This window comes from Streptosporangium sp. NBC_01639, from assembly GCF_045209755.1.
GTDB lineage: Bacteria > Actinomycetota > Actinomycetes > Streptosporangiales > Streptosporangiaceae > Streptosporangium.
Window position 1 is genome coordinate 4,326,722 of the sequence record NZ_CP109272.1, and the last position, 26,038, is coordinate 4,352,759.

24 protein-coding genes and 2 pseudogenes are annotated in these 26,038 nt (G+C 69.6%); 18 read left to right on the forward strand and 8 right to left on the reverse strand.

Annotated features, from left to right (window positions below; genetic code table 11):
- The first annotated feature begins 130 nt into the window (after positions 1-130).
- From OHA77_RS19615 to OHA77_RS19635, 5 genes are all read left to right on the forward strand, one after another.
- Positions 131-661 (forward strand): hypothetical protein, encoded by a 531-nt coding sequence (locus OHA77_RS19615; RefSeq protein ID WP_406319500.1) that lies wholly within the window; start codon positions 131-133, stop codon positions 659-661.
- Positions 658-1,791, forward strand: a complete 1,134-nt coding sequence (locus OHA77_RS19620; protein ID WP_406319502.1) for an efflux RND transporter periplasmic adaptor subunit — start codon at positions 658-660, stop codon at positions 1,789-1,791. The genes OHA77_RS19615 and OHA77_RS19620 overlap by 4 nt, the downstream gene beginning before the upstream one ends.
- Positions 1,788-2,489, forward strand: a complete 702-nt coding sequence (locus OHA77_RS19625) for an ABC transporter ATP-binding protein (RefSeq protein ID WP_406319504.1) — start codon at positions 1,788-1,790, stop codon at positions 2,487-2,489. The genes OHA77_RS19620 and OHA77_RS19625 overlap by 4 nt, the downstream gene beginning before the upstream one ends.
- A complete protein-coding gene (locus OHA77_RS19630) occupies positions 2,486-3,691 on the forward strand; it encodes an ABC transporter permease (RefSeq protein ID WP_406319506.1) in 1,206 nt (401 codons plus the stop codon). Before OHA77_RS19625 ends, OHA77_RS19630 begins: the two co-directional genes overlap by 4 nt.
- Before the next feature lie 193 nt (positions 3,692-3,884).
- On the forward strand, positions 3,885-4,418 hold the full coding sequence (locus OHA77_RS19635) for a hypothetical protein (protein ID WP_326826830.1): 534 nt from the start codon (positions 3,885-3,887) through the stop codon (positions 4,416-4,418).
- Positions 4,419-4,588: 170 nt separating this feature from the next.
- On the opposite strand, the gene OHA77_RS19640 is transcribed toward OHA77_RS19635, so the two are convergent.
- A complete protein-coding gene (locus OHA77_RS19640; RefSeq protein ID WP_326826829.1) occupies positions 4,589-5,527 on the reverse strand; it encodes an RNA polymerase sigma-70 factor in 939 nt (312 codons plus the stop codon).
- Complete coding sequence (locus tag OHA77_RS19645) at positions 5,524-5,715, reverse strand: hypothetical protein (protein WP_406319509.1); 192 nt, start codon at positions 5,713-5,715, stop codon at positions 5,524-5,526. Before OHA77_RS19645 ends, OHA77_RS19640 begins: the two co-directional genes overlap by 4 nt.
- Before the next feature lie 302 nt (positions 5,716-6,017).
- On the opposite strand from OHA77_RS19645, the gene OHA77_RS19650 reads away from it, so the two are divergent.
- The 6 genes and pseudogenes from OHA77_RS19650 to OHA77_RS19675 all read left to right on the forward strand — a co-directional run bounded on the left by OHA77_RS19650 (position 6,018) and on the right by OHA77_RS19675 (position 9,974).
- Positions 6,018-6,785, forward strand: coding sequence for an SDR family NAD(P)-dependent oxidoreductase (locus OHA77_RS19650; RefSeq protein ID WP_406319511.1), 768 nt, complete (start codon positions 6,018-6,020; stop codon positions 6,783-6,785).
- A 369-nt stretch (positions 6,786-7,154) separates the two neighbouring features.
- A pseudogene (locus tag OHA77_RS19655) lies at positions 7,155-7,497 on the forward strand (hypothetical protein); the annotation flags it as partial.
- A gap of 99 nt (positions 7,498-7,596) precedes the next feature.
- A complete protein-coding gene (locus tag OHA77_RS19660; protein ID WP_406319513.1) occupies positions 7,597-7,773 on the forward strand; it encodes a tannase/feruloyl esterase family alpha/beta hydrolase in 177 nt (58 codons plus the stop codon).
- Positions 7,770-7,895, forward strand: coding sequence for a hypothetical protein (locus OHA77_RS19665; protein WP_406319514.1), 126 nt, complete (start codon positions 7,770-7,772; stop codon positions 7,893-7,895). Before OHA77_RS19660 ends, OHA77_RS19665 begins: the two co-directional genes overlap by 4 nt.
- Positions 7,896-8,123: 228 nt before the next feature.
- Entirely contained in the window at positions 8,124-9,278 is a 1,155-nt protein-coding gene (locus OHA77_RS19670; protein ID WP_406319516.1) for a sensor histidine kinase, read from the forward strand.
- A 90-nt stretch (positions 9,279-9,368) separates the two neighbouring features.
- Positions 9,369-9,974 carry a response regulator transcription factor gene (locus tag OHA77_RS19675; protein WP_326826959.1) on the forward strand — a complete coding sequence of 202 codons (606 nt, stop codon included), beginning with the start codon at positions 9,369-9,371 and terminating at the stop codon, positions 9,972-9,974.
- On the opposite strand, the gene secY is transcribed toward OHA77_RS19675, so the two are convergent.
- Positions 9,949-11,262: a preprotein translocase subunit SecY gene (gene secY, locus OHA77_RS19680; protein ID WP_406319518.1), complete on the reverse strand. Its 1,314-nt coding sequence runs from the start codon at positions 11,260-11,262 to the stop codon at positions 9,949-9,951. The genes OHA77_RS19675 and secY overlap by 26 nt on opposite strands.
- Positions 11,263-11,477: 215 nt before the next feature.
- On the opposite strand from secY, the gene OHA77_RS19685 reads away from it, so the two are divergent.
- The 5 genes from OHA77_RS19685 (at position 11,478) to OHA77_RS19705 (ending at position 16,530) form a co-directional block, all read left to right on the forward strand.
- The gene (locus tag OHA77_RS19685) at positions 11,478-12,227 is read left to right on the forward strand and encodes an SDR family oxidoreductase (RefSeq protein ID WP_326826823.1); all 750 of its coding nucleotides are present in this window, start codon (positions 11,478-11,480) and stop codon (positions 12,225-12,227) included.
- Positions 12,228-12,321: 94 nt separating this feature from the next.
- Positions 12,322-13,614, forward strand: a complete 1,293-nt coding sequence (locus OHA77_RS19690) for an MFS transporter (RefSeq protein WP_406319520.1) — start codon at positions 12,322-12,324, stop codon at positions 13,612-13,614.
- Between the two features lie 63 nt (positions 13,615-13,677).
- Positions 13,678-14,880 carry a C45 family autoproteolytic acyltransferase/hydolase gene (locus OHA77_RS19695; RefSeq protein WP_406319522.1) on the forward strand — a complete coding sequence of 401 codons (1,203 nt, stop codon included), beginning with the start codon at positions 13,678-13,680 and terminating at the stop codon, positions 14,878-14,880.
- Positions 14,873-15,721: a polysaccharide deacetylase gene (locus OHA77_RS19700; RefSeq protein ID WP_406319523.1), complete on the forward strand. Its 849-nt coding sequence runs from the start codon at positions 14,873-14,875 to the stop codon at positions 15,719-15,721. The genes OHA77_RS19695 and OHA77_RS19700 overlap by 8 nt, the downstream gene beginning before the upstream one ends.
- Positions 15,718-16,530, forward strand: coding sequence for an SDR family NAD(P)-dependent oxidoreductase (locus OHA77_RS19705; RefSeq protein ID WP_406319525.1), 813 nt, complete (start codon positions 15,718-15,720; stop codon positions 16,528-16,530). The genes OHA77_RS19700 and OHA77_RS19705 overlap by 4 nt, the downstream gene beginning before the upstream one ends.
- A gap of 14 nt (positions 16,531-16,544) precedes the next feature.
- Here the strand turns inward: OHA77_RS19705 and OHA77_RS19710 are convergent, their stop codons facing one another.
- On the reverse strand, positions 16,545-18,368 hold the full coding sequence (locus OHA77_RS19710; protein WP_406319526.1) for an ABC transporter substrate-binding protein: 1,824 nt from the start codon (positions 18,366-18,368) through the stop codon (positions 16,545-16,547).
- A 368-nt stretch (positions 18,369-18,736) separates the two neighbouring features.
- A complete protein-coding gene (locus OHA77_RS19715) occupies positions 18,737-19,411 on the reverse strand; it encodes a macro domain-containing protein (protein WP_326826817.1) in 675 nt (224 codons plus the stop codon).
- A 202-nt stretch (positions 19,412-19,613) separates the two neighbouring features.
- On the opposite strand from OHA77_RS19715, the gene OHA77_RS19720 reads away from it, so the two are divergent.
- Complete coding sequence (locus tag OHA77_RS19720; protein WP_406319527.1) at positions 19,614-21,230, forward strand: ADP-ribosyltransferase domain-containing protein; 1,617 nt, start codon at positions 19,614-19,616, stop codon at positions 21,228-21,230.
- A 226-nt stretch (positions 21,231-21,456) separates the two neighbouring features.
- On the opposite strand, the gene OHA77_RS19725 is transcribed toward OHA77_RS19720, so the two are convergent.
- From OHA77_RS19725 to OHA77_RS19735, 3 genes and pseudogenes are all read right to left on the reverse strand, one after another.
- Positions 21,457-22,281 carry a putative PEP-binding protein gene (locus OHA77_RS19725; RefSeq protein WP_406319846.1) on the reverse strand — a complete coding sequence of 275 codons (825 nt, stop codon included), beginning with the start codon at positions 22,279-22,281 and terminating at the stop codon, positions 21,457-21,459.
- 234 nt (positions 22,282-22,515) lie between these two features.
- A pseudogene (locus OHA77_RS19730) lies at positions 22,516-22,869 on the reverse strand (hypothetical protein); the annotation flags it as partial.
- Between the two features lie 342 nt (positions 22,870-23,211).
- Positions 23,212-25,080 carry an FAD/NAD(P)-binding protein gene (locus tag OHA77_RS19735; protein WP_406319529.1) on the reverse strand — a complete coding sequence of 623 codons (1,869 nt, stop codon included), beginning with the start codon at positions 25,078-25,080 and terminating at the stop codon, positions 23,212-23,214.
- Between the two features lie 629 nt (positions 25,081-25,709).
- Here OHA77_RS19735 and OHA77_RS19740 point away from each other — a divergent pair.
- Positions 25,710-26,033: a hypothetical protein gene (locus OHA77_RS19740; protein ID WP_406319531.1), complete on the forward strand. Its 324-nt coding sequence runs from the start codon at positions 25,710-25,712 to the stop codon at positions 26,031-26,033.
- Positions 26,034-26,038: the final 5 nt, after the last annotated feature.

A 26,038-nucleotide genomic window follows, 5' to 3' on the forward strand; every position in this document is an offset into this window, starting at 1 on the left:
GTTAGTGATCGTTTTCGGTGGCCGTGGAGACGACCGGCGGCCATGGAAACGGCGGGGAAACACACCGTCGCGTTACATCACCTTCCGACAGGCCGGAAGCGGTCCGGCCACGACGGAAAGAGACGGAACAATGCGACTGTGGACCCGCGGCACCCTGGCGGCGCTGCCGCTGGCGCTGACCTTGGCCCTGACCGGATGCGGCGCGGACGACGGTGGCAGCACGGTGGCCTCGGCGGGTGGCGACAAGAAGCCCACCGGGGCGGCCGGCGCCGCCAAGAGCGTGAGCCCGGACGAGATGGGGGTGAAGTTCGCCCAGTGCATGCGCGAGCACGGCGTCGACATGGAGGACCCCGAGCCGGGCGGGGGCATCCGGCTCACCCTGAAGAAGGGTGAGCAGTCGGAGAAGGCCATGGAGGCCTGCCGGGAGTACAGCCCGCAGGAGAACGGCTCCAAGCAGGCGGATCCCGAGGCCGAGGAGAGAGGCCGTAAGTTCGCCGCGTGCATGCGCGAGAACGGCCTGGAGGACTTCCCCGACCCCCAGCCGGGCCAGCGCGGGATCAGGATCGACAGGAAGATGGGCGAGGACCCGGACTTCGCCAAGGCCCAGCAGAGCTGCCAGGGCATCTTCTCCGGCGGCCCGGGCGGCGGAGCGGACCAGTGACGGACGGAGCCGCCGTGCCGGACCGGGAACCCGCCGAGGAGACGCGCCCGCGCCGGCGGAAGCGCCGTGGCGGGCGGATCGCCGCCGCGCTCGTCGTCGTGGCCGCGGGCGGCGCGGCCGCCGCCGCGTCGCTGGGTTTCGGCGGCGGCAGTCCGGCGAGCGGCACGGCGGAGAGCACACTGCCGCCGAAGACCGCCGAGGTGACCCGGCAGACGCTCACCGAAGCCCAGAGCGCCGACGGGGAGCTCGGTTACGGCCCGGCCACCACGGTGACCGGGCGGCTGCCCGGCACGATCACCCGCCTGCCCGCCACCGGCCGGCGGATCACCCGGGGCAAGGCGCTGTACGAGGTGGACGACCGGCCGGTGACGCTGATGTACGGCTCGATGCCCGCGTACCGCACCCTGGAGCAGGGCATCGAGGGTCCGGACGTCAAGCAGTTGGAGCGGAACCTGAAGGCCCTCGGCTACGGCGGGTTCACGGTGGACGACGACTACACCTACGACACGGCGGAAGCGGTCATGCGGTGGCAGGAGGACCGGGGCCTGGAGGAGACCGGTGTCGTCGAGCTCGGACGCGTCGTCTTCGCCTCCGGCGCCCTCCGCGTGGACACCCTCCAGGCCGAGGAAGGCGACCCGACCTCGCCGGGCCGCAAGGTGCTCTCGTACACCGGCACCAGCAGGGCCGTCACCACGGAACTCGACACCACCGACCAGCGGCTGGCCAAGAAGGGCGCCAAGGTCGCCATCACGCTCCCCGACGACACGACGATCAACGGCCGCGTCGACGAGGTCTCCACAGTGATCAAACCGGGTAGCGGCCAGGGTGACGACCCGCAGACCAAGGTCGAGGTGGTGGTCGAGCTCACGGGTAAGAAGGCGCAGCGGGCCGCCGGTGCCTACACCCTGGCCTCGGTGGACGTCTCCTTCACCGCCGGCACGCGTGAGAACGTGCTCACCGTCCCGGTCGCCGCGCTGCTGGCGCTACAGGAGGGCGGCTTCGGCGTGGAGGTCGTCACGGGCTCCACCTCGTCGTACGTTCCCGTCAAGACCGGCCTTTTCACCGGCGGCCGGGTTGAGGTGTCCGGGGACGGGATCACCGAGGGCACGACGGTGGGGATGCCGGGATGATCTCCCTGACCGACGTGACGAAGGTCTACCCCGGCGGCGTCACCGCGCTCGCCGGCGTCTCGCTGCACATCGGCCGCGGTGAGCTCGTCGCCATCGTGGGCGCGTCCGGCTCCGGCAAGTCGACCATGCTCAACGTGCTCGGCACCCTCGACCGGCCCACCTCCGGCAGGGTGCGCATCGACGGGCACGAGGTGGGCCGGCTCTCCGACGCCAAGCTGTCCGCGCTGCGGGCGAGCCGCATCGGCTTCGTCTTCCAGCAGTTCCACCTCGCCGCGGGCACGCCGGCGCTGGACAACGTGGCCGACGGGCTCCTGTACTCCGGGCTGCGGCACGGCGAACGGCGCCGCCGCGCGGCGGCGGCGCTGGAGCGGGTCGGGCTGGGCCACCGGATGGACCACGAGCCGCACGAGCTGTCCGGCGGCGAGCGCCAGCGTGTCGCCATCGCGCGAGCCGTGGCCGGCGACCCGCCGCTGCTGCTCGCCGACGAGCCCACCGGCGCCCTCGACTCCGCCTCGGGAGCCGGGGTGATGGAGCTCATGCGCGAGCTGCACGCCGCCGGCACCACCGTTGTGATCATCACGCACGATCGGGAGATCGCCGCGTCCCTGCCCCGCCAGGTGCGGATGCGTGACGGCCGGATGGTGTCCGACTCCGCGCGGCACGACGGCGCCGCAGCTGTGCCGGGGGTGAGCCGATGACCGCCGACGTACTGCAGCCCGCCCGGATGTGGCCGCGCGACGTGGTCAGGGTCGGCGCGGTGGGCCTGCGCACCCGCCCCGCACGGGCCTTCCTCTCCGCGCTGGGGATCGCCATCGGCATCGCCGCGATGGTCGCCGTCGTCGGTATCACCTCCTCCTCCCGAGCCGAGCTCGACCGCACGATCGCCTCACTGGGCACCAACGTGCTCACCGTCTCGCCGGGGACGACCATGACCGGCGAGCAGGCCCAGCTGCCCACCGAGGCCGAGGCGATGGTGGGCAGGATCGGACCGGTGGAGTCGGTGTCGGCCATCGGCCTCGTCGACGGTGCGAAGGTCTACCGCACCGACAAGATTCCCGTGGCGGAGACCAAGGGGATCGCGGCCTACGCCGCCCGCGCCGACCTGAACTCCGTCATCGGGGCCCGGGTCCGCAGCGGCACCTGGCTCAACGCCGCCACCGGCACCTACCCGGCGACGGTGCTCGGCGCGACCGCCGCGAAACGGCTGGGCATCGGCCGCGCCGGCCCCGACACGCAGGTGCTGATCGGCGGCGACTGGTTCACCGTGCTCGGCATCCTCGCCCCGGCCCCGCTCGCCCCCGAGCTGGACACCGCGGCACTGGTCGGCTGGCCGGTGGCCGAGTCCGAGCTGGGGTTCGACGGGCACCCGACCACCGTCTACACCCGCTCCGAGGAGTCCCAAGTGGAGTCGGCCCGCTCGGTGCTCGGCGCCACCGCCAACCCGGAGGCGCCCAACGAGGTCGAGGTCTCCCGCCCCTCGGACGCGCTCGCCGCCAAACAGGCCGCGGGTGAGGCGTTCACCGGGTTGCTGCTCGGCGTGGGCGCGGTGGCCCTGCTCGTCGGCGGGGTCGGAGTGGCCAACACCATGGTCATCTCGGTGCTGGAGCGACGGGCGGAGATCGGCCTGCGCCGCTCGCTGGGCGCGACCCGGGGTCAGATCCGCACCCAGTTCCTCGCCGAATCCCTCATCCTCTCCGCTCTCGGCGGGGCCGGCGGTGCGCTGCTGGGTGCCGTGGTCACCTACGGCTACGCCGCCTACAAGGGCTGGCCGGCCGTCGTCCCGATCTGGGTGGTGCTCGGCGGAGTCACCGCCACCCTCGCCATCGGCGCCCTGGCCGGCCTCTATCCGGCGATCCGCGCCTCCCGCCTTTCCCCCACGGAGGCGCTCGCCACGCCGTAGTCCCGTCGGCGGAGGCGCTCGCCGCGCCGCGGTCCCGTCGGCGGAGGGCGTGGCGGGGAATCCTTCACCGCTTCGGATCGGCGGTGGCGGGGCCGGGCAAAGGCCTGTCCAAGCGTCCGTGTCGCGAGCGCGGATCCGTGCGGTCCCCTATCTCCTTGGCAGGAGTGTTGGTGACACTCCCCTGGAGGGCGAGATGAGGAAGTTGCTCCACGCCGGTGTGCTCGCACTCGGCCTGCTCGCGGCCGGATGCGGCGGTGCCGGTGAGAAGGAGGCGGCCGCGCCGATCGCCGCGGACCAGGTCAACGCGTCGCCCAGCCCGTACGCGAGTCCCGACATGTCCGAAGGACCGATGAGCGGGGCCCTGATCGAGCTGGGGGATACGGAGATCGGAAAGGTCCTGGTAGGCGAGGAGGGCCGCACGCTCTACCTCTTCAAGAAGGACAAGGACGACACGTCGTCATGTTCGGGCGACTGCGCGGCGGCGTGGCCGCCGTACATCACCGATGGAGAGCCCGAGGCCGGCGACGGCGTCAAGGCGGATCTGCTCGGCACGACCAAGAGGGAGGACGGTACGTCACAGGTGACCTACAACCGCCACCCGCTCTACTACTACGTCAAGGACGAGAATGCCGGCGACGTCAAGGGCAACGATGTCGAGGCTTTCGGCGGGGAATGGTACGCGGTGACCGCGGACGGCAAGAAGGCGAAGGACAAGAAGGACGACTGAGGCCCGGCCCGCGACGCCGGGGCGCTCCCGCCCGGCGGTGCGGTAGGTGAGCACACCTCCGGGATCCTTGCCGGGCACCGGCCCGTAAGGACCCCGGAGGTATGGGCGCGGCAGCACCTGCGGCCCACGCTCCCCTGACGGCGTCCGGGTGGCGGCCTGGCGGATCAGGCTCAGGACAAGGACCCCGTCAGTCCGGGGCCCGCGGGCCCGGTCGCCTCGCGGAGAATCGCCCAGGAGTCGGCCACCGGACCTAGGTGGCCGAGCTTGTCAGGGTTGCTCACCGTGCGGATCGTCTGGATCTGCCCGTCGAGGATGTCGAGCGCCAAGGTGTTGACGACCCTGCCGTCCCGGTCGCGGAGGATCGCGCCCGGCTGGCCGTTCACCTCGTGCGGCTCCATGAGACCGCCGATCCGGACGAACGGCGGGACGAGTGCGGCGAGCACCCCGGCCACGCTCTCGAGGCCGATGATCTGGGTGGCCACTTGCGGTGCCTTACCGCCACCATCACCGATCATGTGAACGTCGGCGGCCAGCAACTCCCGTAGCCCATCGATGTCGCCTTCCTTGAAGGCGTCGAAGAATCGTCCGGCGAGTTCCTCGCGCTCTTTGCGGTCGGCCTCGTATCGGGGCCGACCCGCGTCCATGTGGCGGCGGGCCTGCACCGCGTGCTGGCGGCACGCCGCCTCCGATCTTTCCACCGCCGATGCGATCTCCCGGAAGCTGAACCCGAACACCTCCCGCAGCACGAAGACCGCGCGTTCGAGCGGGCTGAGCCGCTCCAGCAGGAGCAGGGCCGCCATCGACACCGAGTCGGCCAGCTCCGCCGAACGCTCCGGGTCCTGGTAGGGGTCGGTCAGCAGCGGTTCGGGGAACCACGGCCCGACGTATTCCTCCCGGCGGACGCGGGCCGACCGCAGCACATCGATCGCGATCCGGCTCACCACGGCCGACAGGAACGCCTTAGCCGACCTGGGCTCGATCGGGGAGGCCTCATAGCGCAGCCAGGTCTCCTGAACCGCGTCCTCGGCCTCGCTCACACTGCCCAGCATCCGGTAGGCGATCGAGAACAGCAGCGGCCGCAGCTCCTCGAACTCCTTGACCCGCCTCACATCAACCCTTCCTCAACGCCCTGACACCACGACGGATGGTGAACGGCCCAGCCGAGCTCCCACTTGGCCTTGACGTTCGAGAAACCGCGCCCCTTGGTCATCATCATCACCGCCACCACCTCCCCGGCCGGTCGCCTCGGCCGCGACCAGCAGGTGATCTGTCCCCTGTTTGTCACGAACACCCGCATGACCATCACCTTCCCGCTACTCAGAGCCTGGCTCTGCCACCTGAGACGAGACAGCCCAGCCGTTTGTGAGATCGGAGGCAAGAAGTCAGGAGGGATCGCCGTCTGGGGCAAAACCCGAGACGTGCTCGGCCGCCCGCAGGCCCAAGACCGGGCCGCTGATCAGGCAACCGCCACCGCTGCCGCTCGGTGCCATGCCACAAGCGTCAGGCGTGGGAGGCGCAGGTCACACTCGGCGGTTCTCACATCTTCGCCGGGCTGTCTCGTCGTAGGGGAGACAGTCCCTCTCTGACAGGAGCTTGGCCATGAATGAGCACGAGACGCACCAGCAGGTGGCGCTGATCACCGGGGCGAACAAGGGCATCGGCCGCGCGACCGCCGAGCAACTCGCCGCGCTGGGCATGACGGTCCTGATCGGCGCCAGAGACCTGCGACGCGGTGCGGAGGCCGCCGCGGCGGTACGCGTGGCGGGCGGCGACGCGCACGCGGTCACCCTGGACGTCACCGACCCGGCCACCGCGCAGGAGGCTGCGGAGTGGATCGAGGAACACCACGGCCACCTTGACGTGCTGATCAACAACGCCGGCATCACCGGCTCCGGACAGGTCGCACCCGAAGACGCCCACGATCAAATCCCGAGCTCCGTCGAGCTGGACATGGTCCGGGCGGTGTTCGAGACCAACGTCTTCGGGGTGATCACGGTGACCAACGCCATGCTCCCGCTGCTGCGGCGGTCACCGGCGCCGCGCGTCGTCAACGTCAGCAGCGCCGCCGGGTCACTGACCATCGCCAGCATCCCGGACGGGCCGCTGGCCGGGCTGCCTGCGTCGGCCGCGTACACGCCCTCCAAGACCGCGCTGAACGCACTGACCGTGCAGTACGCCAACGAGCTGTGGAAGGACGGCATCCTCATCAACGCCGCCGACCCCGGCTACGTCGACACGGAGATCAACAACCACCGTGGGTACCTTACGGTCGCGCAGGGCGCCGCGGTCCTGGTGCGCCTGGCCACGCTCGGTGCGGACGGGCCGACCGGTGGGTTCTTCAACGAGGACGGCCCCGTGCCCTGGTAGCGGGCGCCACGGCTGATTTCCGGCCGGCGTCGCCGCTGATCGTCACGTTGTCGATGTCCGAAGTCGTCCGCACAGATGGCGAAGTCGTCCGTACAGCGAACCGCCGGGCTCGCCACCTGACATTCGGCGCCGTGCCGATCAGCGCGACACGCTCGCTCACGTTGACCGTGTCTGATTTTTCACTGTCACCACAATGAAGGTAAGTAGCCGATGAACGGTCCTATCGGTGGCCTGCGCCGCCGAGCTCGCCTCGTGGCCCGGCTTAACCGCCTGGCATTCATTGCCCTGCTGGCGGCAGTGCTGCCCGCAACCACGCCAACCGCCGACGCGGCCGACGCCGCCCGGCGATCCGCCGCGCCCGGCTCTTCCATGGCCCGGTGCAGCACCGGTTACCTGACGTCCGTATTGCGGCTGTCCCACGTCACGGTGAACTCCGCGATCCTCAACACCACAGGCGGTTACACCCCGCCCGGGGCGACCACCCCGATCACCGGGCTACCCGGTTTCTGCGCTGTGGCCTTGACCCAGACCGACCCCGCGGACAACCCCATCCATATCACCGTCTGGCTGCCCGCGAAATGGAACGGGCGTTTCCAGGGCATCGGCGGAGGTGGCTACGCCTGCGGAATCTTCTATGCCCCAGCACCGGGGTACGTCAGCCCCTCCCTTGCGGAGACCCTCAAAGGCGGATACGCGTCCGCGGCCACCGACTGCGGGGTCCCATCGACCGACGGATACACCGGCGGCTGGGCGCTGAAGCCCGACGGCCGGCTCGACCCCCACCGACCCGCTGGCGGCGATGGTGGCATGGGTGGAGCACGGACAGGCGCCACAGTCCATCCCGGCCGCACTGACCGACCCGGTCACCGGCGCGGCAACCCTGTCACGACCGGTGTGCGCCTACCCACTCGCGGCCCGCTACACCGGCCACGGCAGCACCGACCAGGCACGGAACTTCACCTGTGAGCCCACCTCCAAGGCGGATTGACACTGGTCAAGCCGCAGGAGCTGCACATCAAGGAGGTGCACAGGCTCGTCGACGAGCCGCTCGCCTGGAGCACCGCGCTCGCGCCGCTGCACCGGCGTGACGAGTACGGTCCGCCCCCGTGACGTACTCGCCGCGTCATCCCACCCCGCGAGCTGTGGTGCGAACCTCCCGGGCCCGCTCGCGGGGCCAACCGCGCCGCCGAATGGCCGGTCGGTGAGCCGAAACCGACCAAGTACCGACGAGCACGATGGTGTCCACGGTGTTCTCCGGTAACGCGTGGACCGGCCCCGGGCAGGACCATCCGATACTGGCTAGGATCGCGTCATACAAGCTTGTTCTGATGGGGGATGGTGACCGAGCACACGCATCCGGACGGCCGCCAGCGCGTCTCCTTCGCGGCGGCCGCGGCGGCGCTGTCCCGTCTGGGACGGCTGCGTGACCTGCCGGTCATCCTCATGCTGGCGTGGGTGGGCTGGCTGGCCATCCCGTGGCCGTTCAGTGGCCTCGCCCAGGCCCACGGCACGACCGACCAGTCGCTGAGCACGGGCACCTCGGCGGGCCGGGCTCTCGGCATCGGCACGTCGACCGGCCAGACCACGGACGCCGCCGGCGCTGCGGCCCGGATCCCGGCCCACCCGGCGCTGCTCGTGAAGGCGGCGACGCGGACGTCGACGTCGATGCCGCCGCATACGGCGACGGACGCGGAGCCCGCGAGGGCGACACGTACGGCAGGGGCGACGCGGACGGCGACGCTCGCGGAGCCCCTGCGGACGGCGGCCGACGCGGTGGTCCCGCCCCGCCCCGGCCCGGTCACCGGGACGGCGCAGGCCGCCCTGAGCATGCGGGAGCTGATCGCCTCGGAGCGGGCCCGCATCGCCGGGGAGGTGCACGACGTGGCCGGACACGGCCTCGCCACCATCGCCATGCAGGCCGGGGTCGCCCTGCTCATGCTCGACGAGCGCCCCGACCAGGCCCGCGAGTCACTGGAGGCGATCCGTTCGACCAGCATGCAGGCGCTCAACCAGCTCCGCTCCGCGCTCGACCTCATCGACCCCACCGCCGCAGACCACGACCTGCCCGCGCTGATCCACGGGGTGCGCGCGGCCGGGCTGCCCGTCGACGTCGAACCGGCCAGGCCGGATGTCCCCGCGCACCTCGAAGGCACGGTCTACCGGGTCGTACGCGAGTCGTTGACCAACGTCCTGCGGCACGCCGGTCCGACCAGGGCCCTGGTCCGATTGGCCAGTGATCCGTGCGCGTTCGTGCTGGAGATCGCCGACCGGGGGAACGGCACCTCAGGAACGGCCGAGGGCCGGGGGCTGACCGGGATGCGGAACCGGGTGAAGGAAGCCGGCGGCATGTTCAGCACGGGCCCCCGGGAGGGCGGCGGTTTCCGCGTCGTGGCACGCTTTCCCGCAGAGACCGCGGGCGCAGGGACCGCAAGCACAGGGATCGCAGGCACAGGGGCTTCGGGCGCAGAGACCTCGGGCGCAGGGACCGTATGACGGGGGAAGTCCCATGATCGGAGGTGCCGGGTGAACCCTCCGGCGGGTTCGATCCGGGTGGCGCTCGCCGATGACCAGGCCGTCGTGCGTATGGGGCTCAGGGCGCTCATCGACCGTGAGCCCGACCTGGAGTTCGTGGGTGAGGCCGCCGACGGCGCCGCGGCCCTCCGGCTGCTGGGTGACACCCGGCCCGATGTCCTGCTGCTCGACATCCGCATGTCCGGCATGGACGGCATCGACACGCTGCGGGCCATCGCCGCCGACCCGGCGCTCAACGCCATCCGGGTGGTCGTCGTCACCACCTTCGAGCTCGACCAGTACGTCTTCGCCGCCCTCCAGGCCGGAGCGAGCGGGTTCGTCCTGAAGGACAGCGCTCCCGAGGAGCTCACCCACGCGATCAGGGTCGTCGCCTCGGGTGAGGCGCTGCTCTCCCCCTCCGTCACCAGGAGGGTCATCGGCCGGTTCAGCCACCACGACGCCGCCCCGGTCGAGGGGCTCGACCGGCTCACCCCCAGAGAGCGTGAGATGGTCGCCTGGGTCGCCACCGGCCGGTCGAACGACGAGATCGCCACGGAACTCGTCATCAGTCCCGACACCGTCCGCACCCATGTCAGCCGCGCCATGGTCAAGCTCCACGCCCGCGACCGGGCCCAACTGGTCGTCTTCGCGGTCAGGTCCGGGCTGACGGTCCCTTGAGGAAGCCCTGGTAGGTGCGCTGCTCCAGCTGCGACTCGATCTGCTTGACCGTGTCCAGCCCCACCCCGACCATGATGAGGACGGTCGTCCCGCCGAACGGGAAGTTCTGCTGGGTCCCGGGGTCACGCAATATCACGAACGCGATGATCGGGATCAGTGACAGCGTGCCGAGATAGGCCGCTCCCGGCGCGGTCAGCCGCGAGAGCACATGCCGCAGATACTCCGCGGTGGGCCGCCCCGGCCGGATGCCCGGCACGAATCCGCCGAGCCGCTTCATGTTGTCGGCCACCTCCGCCGGGTTGACGGTGATCGACACGTAGAAGTAGGTGAAGGCCACGATCAGCAGGAGGTACGCCGTCACGTAGACCGGGTGGTCGCCCGAGACGAGATAGCGCGAGATCCACTCCGCGACCGGTCCTGTGCCGCCCATCAGCCCCATCGCCAGCTGCGGGAGGAAGAGCAGGGACGAGGTGAAGATGACGGGGACGATCCCGGCCTGGTTGACCTTCAGCGGAAGGTAGGTCGAGGTCCCGCCGTACATCCTGCGCCCGACCATCCGCTTGGCGTACTGCACCGGGATCCGCCGCTGCGCCTGCTCCATGAACACCACCGCCGCAACCAGGAAGACCCCCGCGACCAGCATCGTCACCAGCGCGACCGGGCTGAGCACGAAGATGTTCGACATGTAGGAGGGGAACACGGCGACCACCTGCGTGAAGATCAGGATGGACATGCCGTTCCCGATCCCCCGATCGGTGATCAGCTCTCCCAGCCACATGATCACGCAGGTCCCCGCCACCATGGTCGCCACGATCACCATGACCGTCATCGGGTCCTGGTCGTGCAGCACCTGCCGGTTGCAGGAGGGGAAGATCCGGCCCGCGCGGGCCAACGACACGACCGTGGTGGCGTTGAGCACGGCCAGTGCCACCGTCAGATATCTCGTGTACTGCGTGATCTTCGCCTGCCCCTGCTGCCCCTCCTTCCTGAGCGCCTCCAGGCGCGGGACCATCACGGTGAGCAGCTGGATCACGATGCCGGCGGTGATGTACGGCATGACCCCGAGGGCGAACACCGACAACTTCAGCATCGCCCCGCCGCTGAACAGCTGCAGCATGTCGACGAGCCCGCCACGGGTCCCGCTCAGGCACTCCCGCACCGCGACCACGTTCACACCGGGCGCGGGCAGGATCTGCCCGGTCCGGAACAGCACGACCATCGCCAGGGTGAAGAGGATCTTCCTGCGGAGGTCGGGCACGCGGAAGGCACGGATGAGCACGGTCAGCATGCGCCGAGTCTGGCCGCGCGGCCGCGACGGGACATCCGCTCACCTGCGGCATCGCCGTACGCAGATCCGCGTAGGCCTCCGGCGGCCGGCCGGCGCCGTGGTGGCGGAGCCCGGGGTCGCGCATCCGTCATCTGACGGAGGACGGGAGGTGAGAGCGCGTACAGGATGTTTCCACGGAACCCGCCGAGCGTGCGAGGGAGCGGAGGGAAGGGCCCATGGAGCTGAGCGGACTGGTCGCGGTCGTCACCGGCGGGGCCACCGGCCTGGGCGCCGCCATCGTCGACGGCCTGCACGCCTCCGGCGCGCACGTCGTCTACGGCGACCTGCGCGACCGTACCGGCAAACCCTGGACGAACGGCCCGGACACGCCCGCCTACCAGCGGCTGGACGTGTGCGACCGGACCTCCTGGGAGTTGCTGGCCGGCACCGTCCGCGCGACTCACGGACGGCTCGACATCCTGGTCAACAACGCCGGCGTCAGTGCGCGCAAGGACCTGCTGGAGACATCCGACGACGAGTGGGACCGGGTGCTGCGGACCAACCTGTGGGCTCCGTGGACCGGCATCCGGACGTTCATCGACGAGCTCACCGCCAGTCCGCACGCCAGCGTCGTCAACATCGGGTCCATCTACGGCCATGTCCCTCCTCCTGGGCACCCGTCGCCGCCGTCGTCGGTGGCCTACCAGGTGAGCAAGGCCGGACAGCACATGCTGACGAAGTCCGCCGCGGTGGAGCTCGCCGGACGGGGCATCAGGGTCAACAGCGTGCTTCCGGGAGTGTTCGTCACCCCGCTGCTGCAGGACCTCTCCGAGGAGCAGATCCGGCCGCGTGTCACGCGCGCGCCGATGGGGCGGCCGGGCGACCCGTCCGAGGTGGCCGACGCCGTGACCTACCTGGCCTCGCCCAGAGCGTCGTTCGTGACCGGCGCCCTGTTACCCGTGGACGGTGGATACATCGCCACCTGACCCGTACTTCCCCCCTTCTCCTGACGCGGAGGCCGCGATGACCGACAACCTCACTTCCAGTGGAACCGCCCGACGAGAGCGGGAAAAGCCGCCGATGCCGGAAAGCACGAGGGACGCCGCCCCGCAGACCGGCTCCCTGCGCGTCGTCGTCGCCGGAAGCTTCGGCAACATCATGGAGAACTACGACAACCTGGTGTACGCCTATTCGGCGGTGACGCTGGGCAAGCTGTTCTTCCCCGAGTCGAGCAGTCTCGTCGGCACCCTCTACACCTTCGCGGTGTTCGCGGTGGGCTTCCTGATGCGCCCGCTCGGTGCCATCACGTTCGGGCATTTCGGTGACAAGTTCGGGCGCCGGATCACCCTGGTCGTCAGCGTGCTGATGATGGGTGCGGCGACGACGCTCATCGGCGTGCTGCCGACCTACGAGAGCATCGGGATCACGGCACCGATCCTGCTGGTCGTCCTGCGCATGGTCCAGGGCTTCTCGGTGGCCGGGGAGTGGGCCGGCTCGGCGGCGTTCCTGGTGGAGTACGCCCCGGCGAGGCGGCGTGGCTTCTTCGGCAGCTTCAACCAGGTGTCGACGGCCGGCGGCTTCCTCCTGGCCTCGTGCGTCGTGGCACTCAACTCCTCGATCTTCACCGACGAGCAGCTGACGGGCTGGGCCTGGCGGCTGCCCTTCCTGCTGTCGGCGCTGACCGCGATCGCCGCGCTCTGGCTCCGGTTCGGCCTCGCCGAGACGCCCGCCTTCAGCGAGGAGCAGGCGAAGGGCTCGACCGCCAAGAGCCCGTTGCGCGAGGGTCTGCGCACCCAGTTCCCGAGCATCGCCCGCGGCTTCGGCTTCACCATGCTGTGGACCGTCGCCTACTTCTTCTTCCTGACCTACCTGCCCACCTGGCTCACCGGCGTGGCCGGGGTGGACGCCGACGTGGCGCGGACGTCCAACATCGTCGGCCTCATCACGCTCACCGTCCTCATCGCCGTGTTCGGCGCGCTGTCGGACCGGATCGGGCGCAAACCGCTGCTGCTGGGCAGCGCGCTCGGGTTCCTGGTGCTGAGCTGGCCCGTCATGGCGCTGCTCGGCAGCGGGAACACCGTGGGGGTGTACGCCGGGCAGCTGATCATCGCCGTCATCCTGGCGATGTTCTCCGGCCCCGGCCCCGCCGCCATCTCCGAGCTGTTCCCGACGAAGCTGCGCTACTCCACCATGTCCATCGGCTACAACTTCGCGGTCATGGCCTTCGGCGGCACGGCGCCGTTCGTCGCCACCGGGGTGGTGGAGCTCACCGGGTCCGGGTTGTCCGCCGCGCTGCTGCCGATCGTCTCGGCGGCGGTCACCCTCGCGGTGGTGCTGGGGATGAGGGAGAGCGCCCACCGCGTCCTGCACTGAGTCCCGCGGTCCGGCACCCGGACCCGTCGGACGGGACTGCCGCCGATCCAAGAAAGGCAACCGATGAACGAGCACGACCGGCCCGCTCACCCGGCTGGTCCCCCGCTGATAGCGGTCGAGGGGACGTACCGGGAGATGGGCGCCGAGCTCGGCCGCCGTACGGGCGACCTGGTCGAGCGGAGCATCCAGACCTACCTGCGCCGGTTCCGCGACGGAGCCGGCCTGTCCGACGCCGACGTGCTCCGCTGGGGCGCGACGTACCTCGGGGTGGCCAGGGAGTACGACACGCGGATCGCGGAGATGCTCGAAGGGCTCGCCGAAGGCGCGGGCCAGCCGATCGAGCACGTCACGGCGCTCAACGCGCGCACCGAGATGCTGTACGGCACGGGCTACCGCGATGAGGGGTGCACCTCGGTGGCCGTCCTGCCGAAGTACACGCGCGACGGGCACACCCTGCTCGCCCAGAACTGGGACTGGCACCCCGAGCAGGGACCGGTCACGTTCCTGCTGGCCACCCGGGACACGGAGGGCTTCTCCGTGCTCACGCTGGCCGAGGCGGGGATGCTCGCGAAGAGCGGGCTCAACTCCGCGGGGCTCGGGGTGTGCGCGAACCTGCTGGTCTCCGACCGCGACACCGGCGGCGTCGGTGTGCCGTACCACTACCTCCTCCGCGGGGTTCTGCAGTCCAGGACGATGAGTGAGGCCCACCGCAAGGTTCTGGACGTGCGGCGCATATCGTCGGGGAACCTGCTCATCGCGGACGCCGGCGGCGAGGCGATCGACCTTGAGGTGGCGCCGGAGGTGTTCGGCCACCTGCTCCCGGAGGACGGCCTGATCACCCACTCCAACCACTTCGCCAGCCCGCTGCCCCTGGTCGACAGGAAGGCCGCCACCTCGGCGCTGACCCTGCTCCGCCCGTCGCGGGCACGCCACCTGCTCGAAGACGCGGCGGCGGCCAGGACGTTGACCCTCGCCGACATCGTCGGCGCCCTGCGCGACCACTACTCGTTCCCCGACGGCATCTGCCGCCACCTCGACCCCGGGATCCCCGCGGAGCAGGCGGTGACGTCGGTCTACTCCGTGGTGATGGACCTCGGCACCCGTGATCTCTACATCGCGGCCGAGCCGCCGTGCACGCGGCCGTACGCCCGGTGGAACCTGGACGACGTGTTCGCGGACAGCTCCTCACCAGACGTCCACTTCCCGCCCGGCTCGGACGTCGCACCAGGTCCCGAGCCCGTTCCCCTGGAGGCCGTAGATGCCTGACACACCCGGTACGCGGGAGTCGACGATCTGCCTGACCTTCGACTTCGACGCGATCTCACTGTGGCTGGCCCGGGGCCAGACCTCGCCGGGGCCGATCTCGCGGGGCGAGTTCGGCGCCCACGCGATACCCCGTATTCTCGCGGTGCTCCGCGAGCGCGAGATCACCGCGACGTTCTTCATCCCCGGGCACACGGTGGACACCTATCCCGGGCAGTGCGCCATGATCGCCGACGCGGGTCACGAGATCGCGCTGCACGGCTACCTCCACGAACCGGTGTCGAAGCTGGACCGGGCCGGAGAGCTCGCCGCCGCGCAGCGGGCCCGCGAGTCGATCCGCCGGGTCACCGGTTACGAGGCGGTGGGCAACCGCACGCCGAGCTGGGACTTCACCCCCTCGACCGTCGACGTGCTGCTCGAACTCGGATGCGAGTACGACTCCAGTCTCATGGGCACCGACTACACCCCTTATTACGCCCGGCGCGGCGACGTCGCCGACCCGGACGGCCCCTACCGGTTCGGTGAGCCCACCTCGCTCGTCGAGCTGCCGGTCTCCTGGTCGCTCGACGACTATCCGCAGTTCGAGTATCTGCGGACCGACACCGCGATCATGCCCGGACTGCGCAGCCCCGACAGCGTGTTCCGCAACTTCCTCGACGACGTCGACTACATGATCCGCGAGGAGCCGGGCGGGGTGTGCGTGCTGACCTTCCACCCGCAGGTGATCGGCCGCGGCCATCGCATGATGGGGCTGGAACGGCTGCTCGACGCGTGCCGCGAGCGGCCGGTGTCGTTCCGTACCTGTCTCGACACCGCACGCGCCTTCCGGCGGGGCTCCGCATGACGGTGGCGCCCGGCGGGCCTCCGGAGGAGCAGCCGCTGTCCTTCGAGGGGGCCCGGGTACTGGTGCTGGGGGCGAGCGGGGGGATCGGCTCGGCGGTGTGCGCGGCGCTGGACCGGGCGCATGCCGAGGTGGTCGCGGTGGACTCGCCGCGATCATCGGTCGTGGCGGACCACCGTGACCGGCCGCACCTCGTGGCCAACCTCGCCGGACCGGGCGCCGCGCAGGCGGTCGTCGAGGAGGCCTGGCGCCGCTACGGCCCGCTGGACGCGCTCCTGCACGTGGCGGGGCTGTTCCCCGCCCGGCGCGCGCTGGAGACCACCGATGATCTTTTCGACACGGTGATGGCCGTCAACACCCGCTCGGCGCTGATGGCGGCCACCACGCTGGCCGGCCTCTGCGTACGGCACGGGTGCCCGGCCTCGGTCGTGTTCACCAGCACGGGCGGCGCGCTGCGTCCGCGGCCGGGCACCACCGTGTACGCGGCCTCGAAGGCGGCGCTGGAGGCGGTGACGCGCGGGCTCGCCCTGGAGCTCGGCCCGATGGGGGTGCGGGTGAACGCCGTGGCGCCCGGCTTCGTCGACGTGGGCTCGTCGCTGAACCCGGTGCCCGGCGCGTATGTGGACGCCGTACGGGCGGGCGGTCCGGCGGGTCGCGTGGCCACGCCCGGCGACATCGTGCCCAGCCTGCTGTGGCTGTGCCACCGGAGCTCGGCGTGGGTCACCGGCCATGTGCTCGCCGCCGACGGCGGTGCGGGCCTCGGCTCGCCCGACGCGCCCTCGTGGCTGGCGCCACGGCGACAAGGTGCCTGAGCCCGCCGAAAGGGTCAGCCGTCCGACGCGACCGCGGGTGGCTGGAAGCGGCGTTGGGCGATCTCCACCGGGGCGATCACCTGGCTCCGGCCCCCCTGCACCTGATGGACAAGGTGCGCGTGGGCGAGCGAGGCGTCCCAGGTGTCGTCGGGATACGCCAGTGCCCGCTGGCCCCGGCCACCGAAGTAGTACGGCCCGGCCGCGCCGCGGTGCACGGTCTCACGCAGGGAGCGTACGACGGCGCCGAAGTCCCAGGGCCGGTCCACGGCGGCCCATGCCCCGGCCAGCATGTGGATCATGTCGTAGTGGATCGCCGCGCTGCCGCTGCCCGGCTCCTCGCCGAAGGCGCGCCGGTAGCGGTGCATGAACCGCGCGCTCACCGGATCGCCGTACGTGCCGATGACCGTGGACCACAGCAGCCCCTCGGCCAGCCCGCCCATCCGGTCCTCGAAGTGCGGGATCGTCGGAGTCCACACCGTGTGGACGAGCGACCGGCTCCGCGCCTTCCGCATCTCCTGGAGAAACCGCCTGAGCTCCTCCTCCACATAGGTGCACACGAAGACGGCCGCCGGGTCGTCCCTCTGGACCGACGCGACGACGTCGGGCCAGGGGACCCCGGTGTCCGGGATCGGCAGCACCGTCACGAGGTCCCACCCGTGGGTGGCGGCCAGCTCGTCGAGCACGACCCCGTGCCCGGCGTCGTGGCCGCCTTCGCGCACCAGCGCCACCAGTCGCCGGTTGGGTGGATTCCACTGGCCCGACCCGGTGAGCAGGTCCAGCGTGCGGACGAAACCCGAGAGGTAGGCCGTCTCCGTGGCGCAGACCTGGAACGTCTGCCCCAGCACGCCTGGATTGTCATACACGTGTTCGGTGATGTCCGGGGAGACCATGGAATGGATGAGCGGCGCCCGGTATTCGGCCGCGAGGGTGATCGCGCCGAGGTGGTGCCGGGGGCTGACGTTGCCGAGCGTGATGGCGTCGACGTTGTGTGCCCGGAGGTGGTCGACGGCCGCCAGGAGGTCGGCGTCGCTGTCACCGGAGACCTCGGTGACGAGATGGTCGAGCCGCCGTCCGCCGATGCCCCCTCGGGCGTTGAGCTCGTCCACGGCTATCGCGGCGCCCCGGCGCATGGCCAGCGCGTCGAAACGGCGGGGGCCGTCGAGCGGGTAGATCGCGCCGAGCCGGATCGGGCGCCGCCCGGCGGACCGCGTCGTCGGCGACCGGCGGACGGTGCCGGACGGCGGGCCGGATCGGTCCGTGGTGGGGGGTGGTGCCGGCTCCGCGGCGTCGTCCTGGTCGCGGGTCACCCGGGCGACGGCGGTGATCCCGGACCCCGCCCACCGGGGAAGGGGGGCCAGCAGCGCGTCCTCGGCCACGGCCAGCGCGGCCGCGGCCGCACGGGACGGCGCGCCCAGCTTGGCCAGGATGTGCTCGACGTGCGTGGCGACGGTACGGGCGGCGCAGCCGAGGTGGCCGGCGATCTCGGGGTTGGTCATGCCGACGGCGACGCACGTCAGCGCCTCGTGCTCGCGTGACGTCAGGCCCCAGGGCGGCTCGCTCCGCTCGGCGTGCAGGCCGGACACCGGCCCGCGCTCGGTGTCCGACGTCTCGACGGTCACCCGGAACAGCACCCCGTCCGCCGACCGCCAGTAGTAGCGCAGCACGGCCGGTCCTTCGGCCGTGGCCCGTCTGGCGTGGTCGACCAGTGGACGGTTGCGGGTGAAGAACGCGGCGTCTCCGGTGAGGACCCGGCGTCCGGCGTCCACCACGACCCTGGCCTGGAATTCGGCACCGCCGCCCGCGACGGCCCTCATCCGGCGGCCCGGACCGGTGCCCACGGCCGTCCCTGCGCGAAGGAACGGGCCGACGCGGAGGGGCGGACAGGCGCGGAGGGGCGGACCGGCCCGAAAGGACGGGCCGGCATCCGCCGTGACCCGTACTCGGAGGCCGGGGGTCGCGGCGGAGGGTACGGCGAGTCCATCCTCGGCAGGCTCCGCATTTAGCGACGATACCCGTCATTTATCCAGAAAGTACAATATATCGGTCAGGCGGCGGCGTCTGTGATGAACTCGACGACCAGCTCGAAGCGGCCGTCCACTGGTGCTCCGGCGGCGGTCCGGCCGCCGGTGCGTTCGGCCAAGCCGGTCAGTCCGGGTCCGCCGGCGTCGAGTTTCCGGGCTCCGCCCTTCAGCCGCCCTACGCCTCGTCAGCCACGGGACCGGTCCGCGGGCGGCTTGATCCGCACCCGCTCCTCCTCGGGATGGCTCTCGATGTCGTCGAGTTGCTCGCGGATCGTCTTCCGCAGGTCGTCGTAGTCCCGGAAGCAGTAGTCGTTGAACAGGGTGTAGCCGGTCCACATCAGGTTGGCGCACACCCGCGGCGGCACCTTGCCCGTCGCCACACCCATGCCGACCAGCGCCACCGACTCGATGCTGCCCGGCTCCTTCTCGTTCTGCATGTGAATGGCCTGGAACGCGGCGGCGCACGCCAGAGCCACGTTCAGCGTCTCACTCACGTTCTGCACCGACTCCACCATCGTCGGCGTCGAGATCAGGAACCTCGGGTTGGTCGCCCCGGACGGTACGCACACGGCACTTCCCACCGGCAGCGACCCGTCGAACCGATCGCGGATCGCCCGCTGGACGCGCAACTGGATCCCCGCCCCGAGGTGCCGCTTGATGGCCGCGTCGACCCCGCCGTCCATCCGCCCGCGGGAGTTGGTCGGGCTGACCCAGGCATCGACGTGCTGAGTGAGGATCGATCCCTTGTGGATCTCGACCTCGGGGGTGTCGGCGAATGCCGCCCGCCACGCCGGAACCACCTTCGCGTTGATGTCCACCAGCACCACCTTGAGCGGTGGCTTCACATGTTCGACGGTCATGGCTCACTCCGGGTGCGGGAAGGGGTCTCTCCAACGCCCACGAAGCTATCGCGCCACACCGACAAACCAGATCTTCGATGGAGGAACGGGTGGGCTTCCCGGTTCTCCGAGATCGCATTCGGGGTCTTCCCACGGCACAATTCCCCCCACTTCACTCACCCGTGCCGTCACCGAGTACGGCTCGCCGATCCGGGAGCTCACGATGAGCGACGTCAACGCCCCCACTCCGCCCGACCCGAACGACCCGCTGGCCCTCACCGAACTCTTCAAGGGCGGCGGCGAGCCGTGGTTGCCGCTCCTGAAGCCGGTCATCGAGGCGCAGCCGGCCGCGGCCGCGTTCATCGGCCCGGGCCGCAGCCCGATGGTCGTACCCGTCCGGGAACTGACCTTCCAGGCGCTCAAGCCCCACCCGCCGCACAAGTGGAAGGTCGTCGTCTTCGGCCAGAACCCTTACCCGCGGGCGGAGAGCGCCACCGGCATCGCCATGTTCGACAACACCTTCCACGACTGGAAGGACAGCCAGTTCGGCAAGGTCATCACCATCCGCTGCATCATCAAGGCGGCGGCGATGTGGAAGCACAGCATCCCCAAGAAGACGCCGATCGCGGACATCCGCGCGCTCCTGAAGAAGCACGACACCGTGCAGCCGCCGGAGTGGTTCCAGGCGATGCTCACGCAGGGTGTGCTGCTGCTGAACGCGGCACTCACCGCCAGCAGCGACAAGGCGATGGCCACCGACCAGCACACCGCGTTCTGGCGACCGGTCGTCGAGAGGCTCGTCGAGGAGATCCTGAAGGCCAAGCAGAACGCCGACGAGCAGGACCGGGGCGTGGTGTTCGCGTGGTGGGGGGTGCACGCCCGCAGCCTGAAAGAGGTCGTACTCCGGCTCCAGCGGAAGTATCCCGAGGTGGAGGTCCGGCACATCGACCACCCCAACCCCGCGGCCCAGGGCGACATCTTCTGCGACGGGAACCACTTCGCCGCCGTGAACACGGCACTCGAGGAGCTCGGGGCCGACGAGATCGACTGGCTGCCCAGCAAGGGGTGGAACAAGCTCGCGGCGCAGGCCGGCGGGGCGGACGCGGAAACGGCCGACCGCATGGGGGCGTTCATCGCCTCCACGATGGAGCTGCATCAGCTCTACCTTGAACGGCTCGCCGGCGTCAAGGACGAAGGGCTGGACCTCCCGGCGATCACCGGCGTGTTCGACACCCCGCTGATGGACTTCCGCGAGGCCGGCGCCCCGGTGGCCAAGCTGCTGTCGGATCTCGACCTGCACATGGAGCAGTCGTACCGGTTCGGTGAGAAGCTGGCGGCCGACGCCTCCGACGGTCTGTCCGCCGACGAGATCGCGGCCCTCTACCTCTATACCTGCGAGTCGGCGTTCTACCGGCAGATCAACGCGGCCCTCCGCAATCCGGACCGCGCCCGGATCGTTCCGTACCTTCCGTACCTTCGACTCTTGTTCTCGGCCGTGTCGCGCCTGCCGGCCCGCAAGGAGCCGCTGTGGCGCGGGGTGTCGCTGGACCTGCGCGCGCAGTACCCGCTCGGCCGGACCGTGACGTGGTGGGGCGTGTCCTCGTGTACGTCGAAGCTCAGCGTGGCCCAATCGTTCCTCGGCGGCCGCGGCAAGCGGACGCTCTTCGAGGTGCTCCCCGTGCGGGCCGTGGGCATCCGCGGTTTCTCCGCGTTCACCGGGGAGGAGGAGTTCATCCTCGCCCCCGGTACGCAGTTCAAGGTGACCGATGTGAAGGCCGAGCGTGGTGGTCTGTACACCGTGAGGCTGACCGAGCTGGCCGAGCAGCACCTGGTGGCGTGAGCAGCGGAGGGCGTCTCCGTTCGTGACGTCCCCTCCTTCCCGGAGAAAGGGGATTCCCGTCCTCCCCCGCCCGAAGACGGGGGTGTCCTCGCTCGAGGAGACGCGCTGACGCTCCGGCGGCCCCGCGACGACGCTCCGGGCCGCCGATCACCCCGGCTCGGGCTCCCTGGCCACCGGCGGCGGCACCTGCGGGCACGGTCCGCGGCTCGGCCCGCTCGACGAGGCGCTACCGCGAGCTCACCTCACGAGCGAGTCGTTGCAGTTCGGCGGTGCACATCATGAACCTGCCCGTAGGGAGGTGCTTCACGTAGTAGTCCAGGTCGACGCCCAGGGCGAACACGTGAACCGGGGTGCCGGTGCCGCCACCTGATTCAACCGCCTGGCGCAGGCCGGCCATGACGGCCGGATGCCGTGTCTGGTAGGAGGGGGCGACCAGGTGGTTGCCCCGGTCCGCGGCGAGATAGAACTGGGTCAGGTCCTTGGTCCCGACGAACAGTTCGCTGGCTCCGGCGGCGCAGAATCCGGCCGCCGAATGAACGGCGGCGGGAGTCTCGACAAAGACCGAAAGGGGGATGTCCTCGGGCAGGCCGAGGTGCAGCCGCAACTGCAGGAACTCGTCCTGGTCGTTGATGAACGGCACCGAGAAGCTCACCCGCGCCGACTCCGGTCCCAGCTGTTCCCGTACGTGGGTGCGGAGAGCCTGGAACGCCTGCGGGTAGTGGCGCTCTTTCAGCAGCCCCCGTGCACCGTGCAGACCGAGCTCCGGATTGGGTTCGTGGTCGACCTCGACCCCGGTCGTGATCTGAGCGGCATCGTCCGACCGGAGGTCGAGCAGTCTCATGACAAGACGCTGGCCGGGGAGCAGCTCTTTGACGAGCGAGCACAGCTCCGACGCGACGGCGATCCCGTAGCGCTCGGCCTCGTCGGCTCCTGCCCTGAGCGAGTCGAGTGGGCTCAACCCCGCCGAGAGGCAGACGAATTCCTCGCGGATGAAGTAGCAGTCCACCTGCTCGACACGGGGAGTGAGCGCGTTCATCGACTGGATATCCATCGCGCCGGCGATGACCACACAGATCGAGCTGAGATCATCGGGGGTGACGACCGAGGATTCCGGAGGATGCCCAGAGGATTCGGCTTCGCCGAGCACGACCGACTGGCGATCGGTCCGAACCGTGACGTGACCGACGAGCCCGGCGAGATCGGCGAGATCGGACGGGGCAACGCGCAGGACCGGAATTCCTCGGGTGCGGCACAGGGACTGCATGTGACCGGTTCGACCGCCACGGGAACAGATCACGGCGGAAGAGGCGATGATGGCGTCGTAAAGGTCCGGGCCGAGCGCCTCGACGACCAGGACGGAACCGTCGACGGGTTTCCTGGTGTGATTGCAGGCACCGCGCACACTCGTCGACGACGAACCGGCCAGCAGAATCCCTGGAATTTCGCGAGGACTCACGGCAACCTTCCATTGGTTCCCGGTCGAATTACGGACGGCGAAAGCACAGGTGGTTTCATGGCGACCCGTTCGTTCCACCCGCCGCTCCAGCGCGGAGTACGGTGCCTGGGCAAAGTCGTCCCTGAACATCGTCTGAGCGACCGGCGGCATCAGTGCCTCGACATTGCCCACGATCCACTGCATTCGGTGGAGTCATGACACGAGCTTCGCAGTCGTCCGGCCGACCACGCGTCTTCTTGGCTGCTGATCGGACGCGTCTTATTCATGGCCAATACAGATGAAAGATCGAGATGTCAGGAGCGCATTCGAGAAGCGTCTGACGGCTGTTGAATCGCGCTAGCCTGGACTGGCGGCTTCCACGACTCCGGCGGATCCCGGTGCTTTTCGATGACCATGATGACGACACCGCGCAAGATACGCTTCAAGCGGCACGAAGGAATGCAGGCCGGCAAAAATGACAGCCACCGCGCGGAAGATCCGTATATCACCTGGTTCATCGACTCCGCGGACGGAAACACCTCCGCTTCAGTTACCCGGATCCACCGGTTCCGCAAGTCCGAGAAGAGCACGAAGATCTCGCGGCGTCACGGAAAGATCTTTCAGCTTCACCGTGGCGGCAGCGCTTACGGCGAACCGCAATGTGCGATCCGTCGCGGCAATTCCACCTTTCCGAGCAGTGATATTTTGAATCGCCTGAATGCTTTCTTCGAGGCGGGTCGCCAGAGCTTGGCGGTCGCCGCGCCGCCGAGCGGCCATGCGCCGCACGTCGAGCATGATCGCATGCAAGGCCGCTTCGTTCGCCTCCCGGTCCGGGGTGCCGGCCAACGTCGCGGCGACATCGTCGGCCTGCTCGTCGTAACAGGACTCAAGCCGGTGCAGCACGGTGGCCGCGACCTCCACCGAGTGGTTCTTGATCGCGGCGAGGTTGAACGCGAACGCCCCCGCCCGCCCGTATCGAACGATCTCGTCGCCCTCGCGCGGACCGCCTATCACGGAGATCGGGCCGGTGGGGTCGCCCGTCGGTCCGACGAGGTTGCCGCGGCCGTCCACCTCGACTCCCCGTCCGGTGCGCCGATGCGGCAGGGCGATCTCTCTGCGCAGCAGGTTCGCCCAGAGTGGTGAGTCGACCCGCTCGTAGTCGGACTCCCGGCCGAAGTTGGAGATCACGAGATCGGCTTCGATGGTCTGCGTCGAAGCCTGTCCCGCGACGGACAAGACCAGCGTGCCCGCCTCGGTGCTACGGATCTCCTCGACTCTCCCGGCGGTGAGGATGACCTGCCTGCCGTCGGCCATCGCGGCATCGACCATCTCAGTCGTATAAGCCACCGCGCCCACTCGCAGGATGGCCAGCAGACTTCCGTAGCTGTCGAGGAGCGCGCGGAGATCGGAAGACGGTACGCGCTCCAGGATTTCCGGCAGATAGGGCTCCCACGATTTGGCGACTCGTTCTGTTATCACGGCTGGTGACACTTCGGGATGATCGCGGGCCACGGTGGCGCAGGCCCGCTCCCATTCGTCCTTGAACCGTCGAACGAGATCCTCCCGCCCTTCGTAGACGTCATTGTGGAGTCGCGGCGGCGGCAGGGTGAGGACGCGGTGCTGATGATCCGGGGGATAGGTGCGGAGCGTCAGGCCGGAGCGAGAGATCATGTAGATCTTTCCCGTGTGGCCGCGGCGCAGCAGAAGCGTCACCGAGTCGTACGCGCTGAGCAGCGTACCGACGACGGCCACGACGGCGTCCTGCCGAAGGCCGAGAAATCGCTCGATCCCCGTCTCCGAGTACGGGTGCCGTACGAACGAGGGGTGGTCCATCACACCGGCCGCAAAAAACGGGCGCTTCGTTTCGAGCCCGGTCGCGAGAATGACATGGTCGGCTTCGAGGACCGTCCGGTCGGTGCCGTCGCCACCTGCCGACGGGGAAAGATTTTCGACGACCACGTGAACGTGGTCACCGAGGACTTCCAGATCGACTACCTCCCCGTCGGCTTCGACCAGGGTCACGCCCTCCGACGCTTCGCGAGCGGCTTCGGCGAGGCGACTGGCGAGATAGTCGGGGTAGATTCGGCGGGGAGCGGGCCCGGACTCGGTGAATTTGAAACTCCGCCACTCCGCAGGCCAGTCGATTCGGTCGGCTTCGTGGTTGGCCCACGAAACGAAGTCGTCGACGTCCTCCCGGAACACCGACATGCGGCCCGCTTGGATGTTGAACACGTGGTGCCAGTGGTTGCCCGCCCGGTGATACGCCACTCCGGCACCCCGATATTCCGGGCGCCGCTCGAGTAACACGACCTGCAAAGGCTCCCTGGCGAAACGAAGAAGACGAATGGCGGTGGCGGTGCCTCCCAGACCCGCTCCAACAATGACAACCCGGCGGTTTCGGTCGGCGCATTTCACCTTGCTACCCCTGTCCTCTCTGGCATGGCCGGCGAAAACCGGAAGACATGACCGAGGTCGCGTCGTCCCGTGCAGCGGATCGAGTAATCAATGGGTACGTTACCGTCGATCATCCTCTGAAAGCACTGGCCGAGGCCATGGGACTTATCGTGCTCGAATAAACCGGTGGGGTGATTCCGGCCGGAGCCGCGTCGACGACACCTGACCGTCACAGCGGGAACCGATGTCGACGACGGAATGGCCGGTCAGCAGGGCGTGATGCCGGACGGCAGTGCTGTGCAGCGACCGACGAAGGCCCTCCGGGCCGCTCCAGCCCCCAGAGGTTGACGGTTTTGCGGACGCACAGCGGCCGGTCGGCCGGCGGCGCCGGTCCTGAGCCCGCTTGGCCCGCGAGTAGATGATCTACAAGTCACCCTGCCGTCGATCGCACGTGGCCAGATGATCACGTACATGTCACCCGAGCTCACTAACTTACATTCACCGCAGCGCCGACACGAGAGGTGGATCACCGTGGGTGAGCCGTTCCACAAGGAGCTGACGGGCCTGTCAACCCCTGACGACGTACCGATCGAGGAGCTGTTCGGCGAAAGGGCGGCTCTCAAGCCGCTCCTGTCTCAACCGGGTCAGGCATGAACCGGGATGGTTACTTCGTCGCATGGGAGGCACTGCGGCGCGAAAGCTCGGTCGTCAGGGGTCACCGTGACGATGCAGCGGAGGCCAGAGAGGACCTTCGGCAGGCTTTCGACCGGGATCGGGCCTCCCTGGGCCACGACGTGTACGGAGTGGAGCTGGCCAGGAAATTGCCCGGAATCGAGGAAAAGATCTTCACCGCTTTCGACGGGTATCTCGCCGAACTCGACGGGACGAGCGAGGGCCTGAGCACGTCCGCGACCGACTACCGGTCGCGAGAGTGGTACGGCCACCTGGACGATCCGTCTTCATCGAAGATCTGACAGGG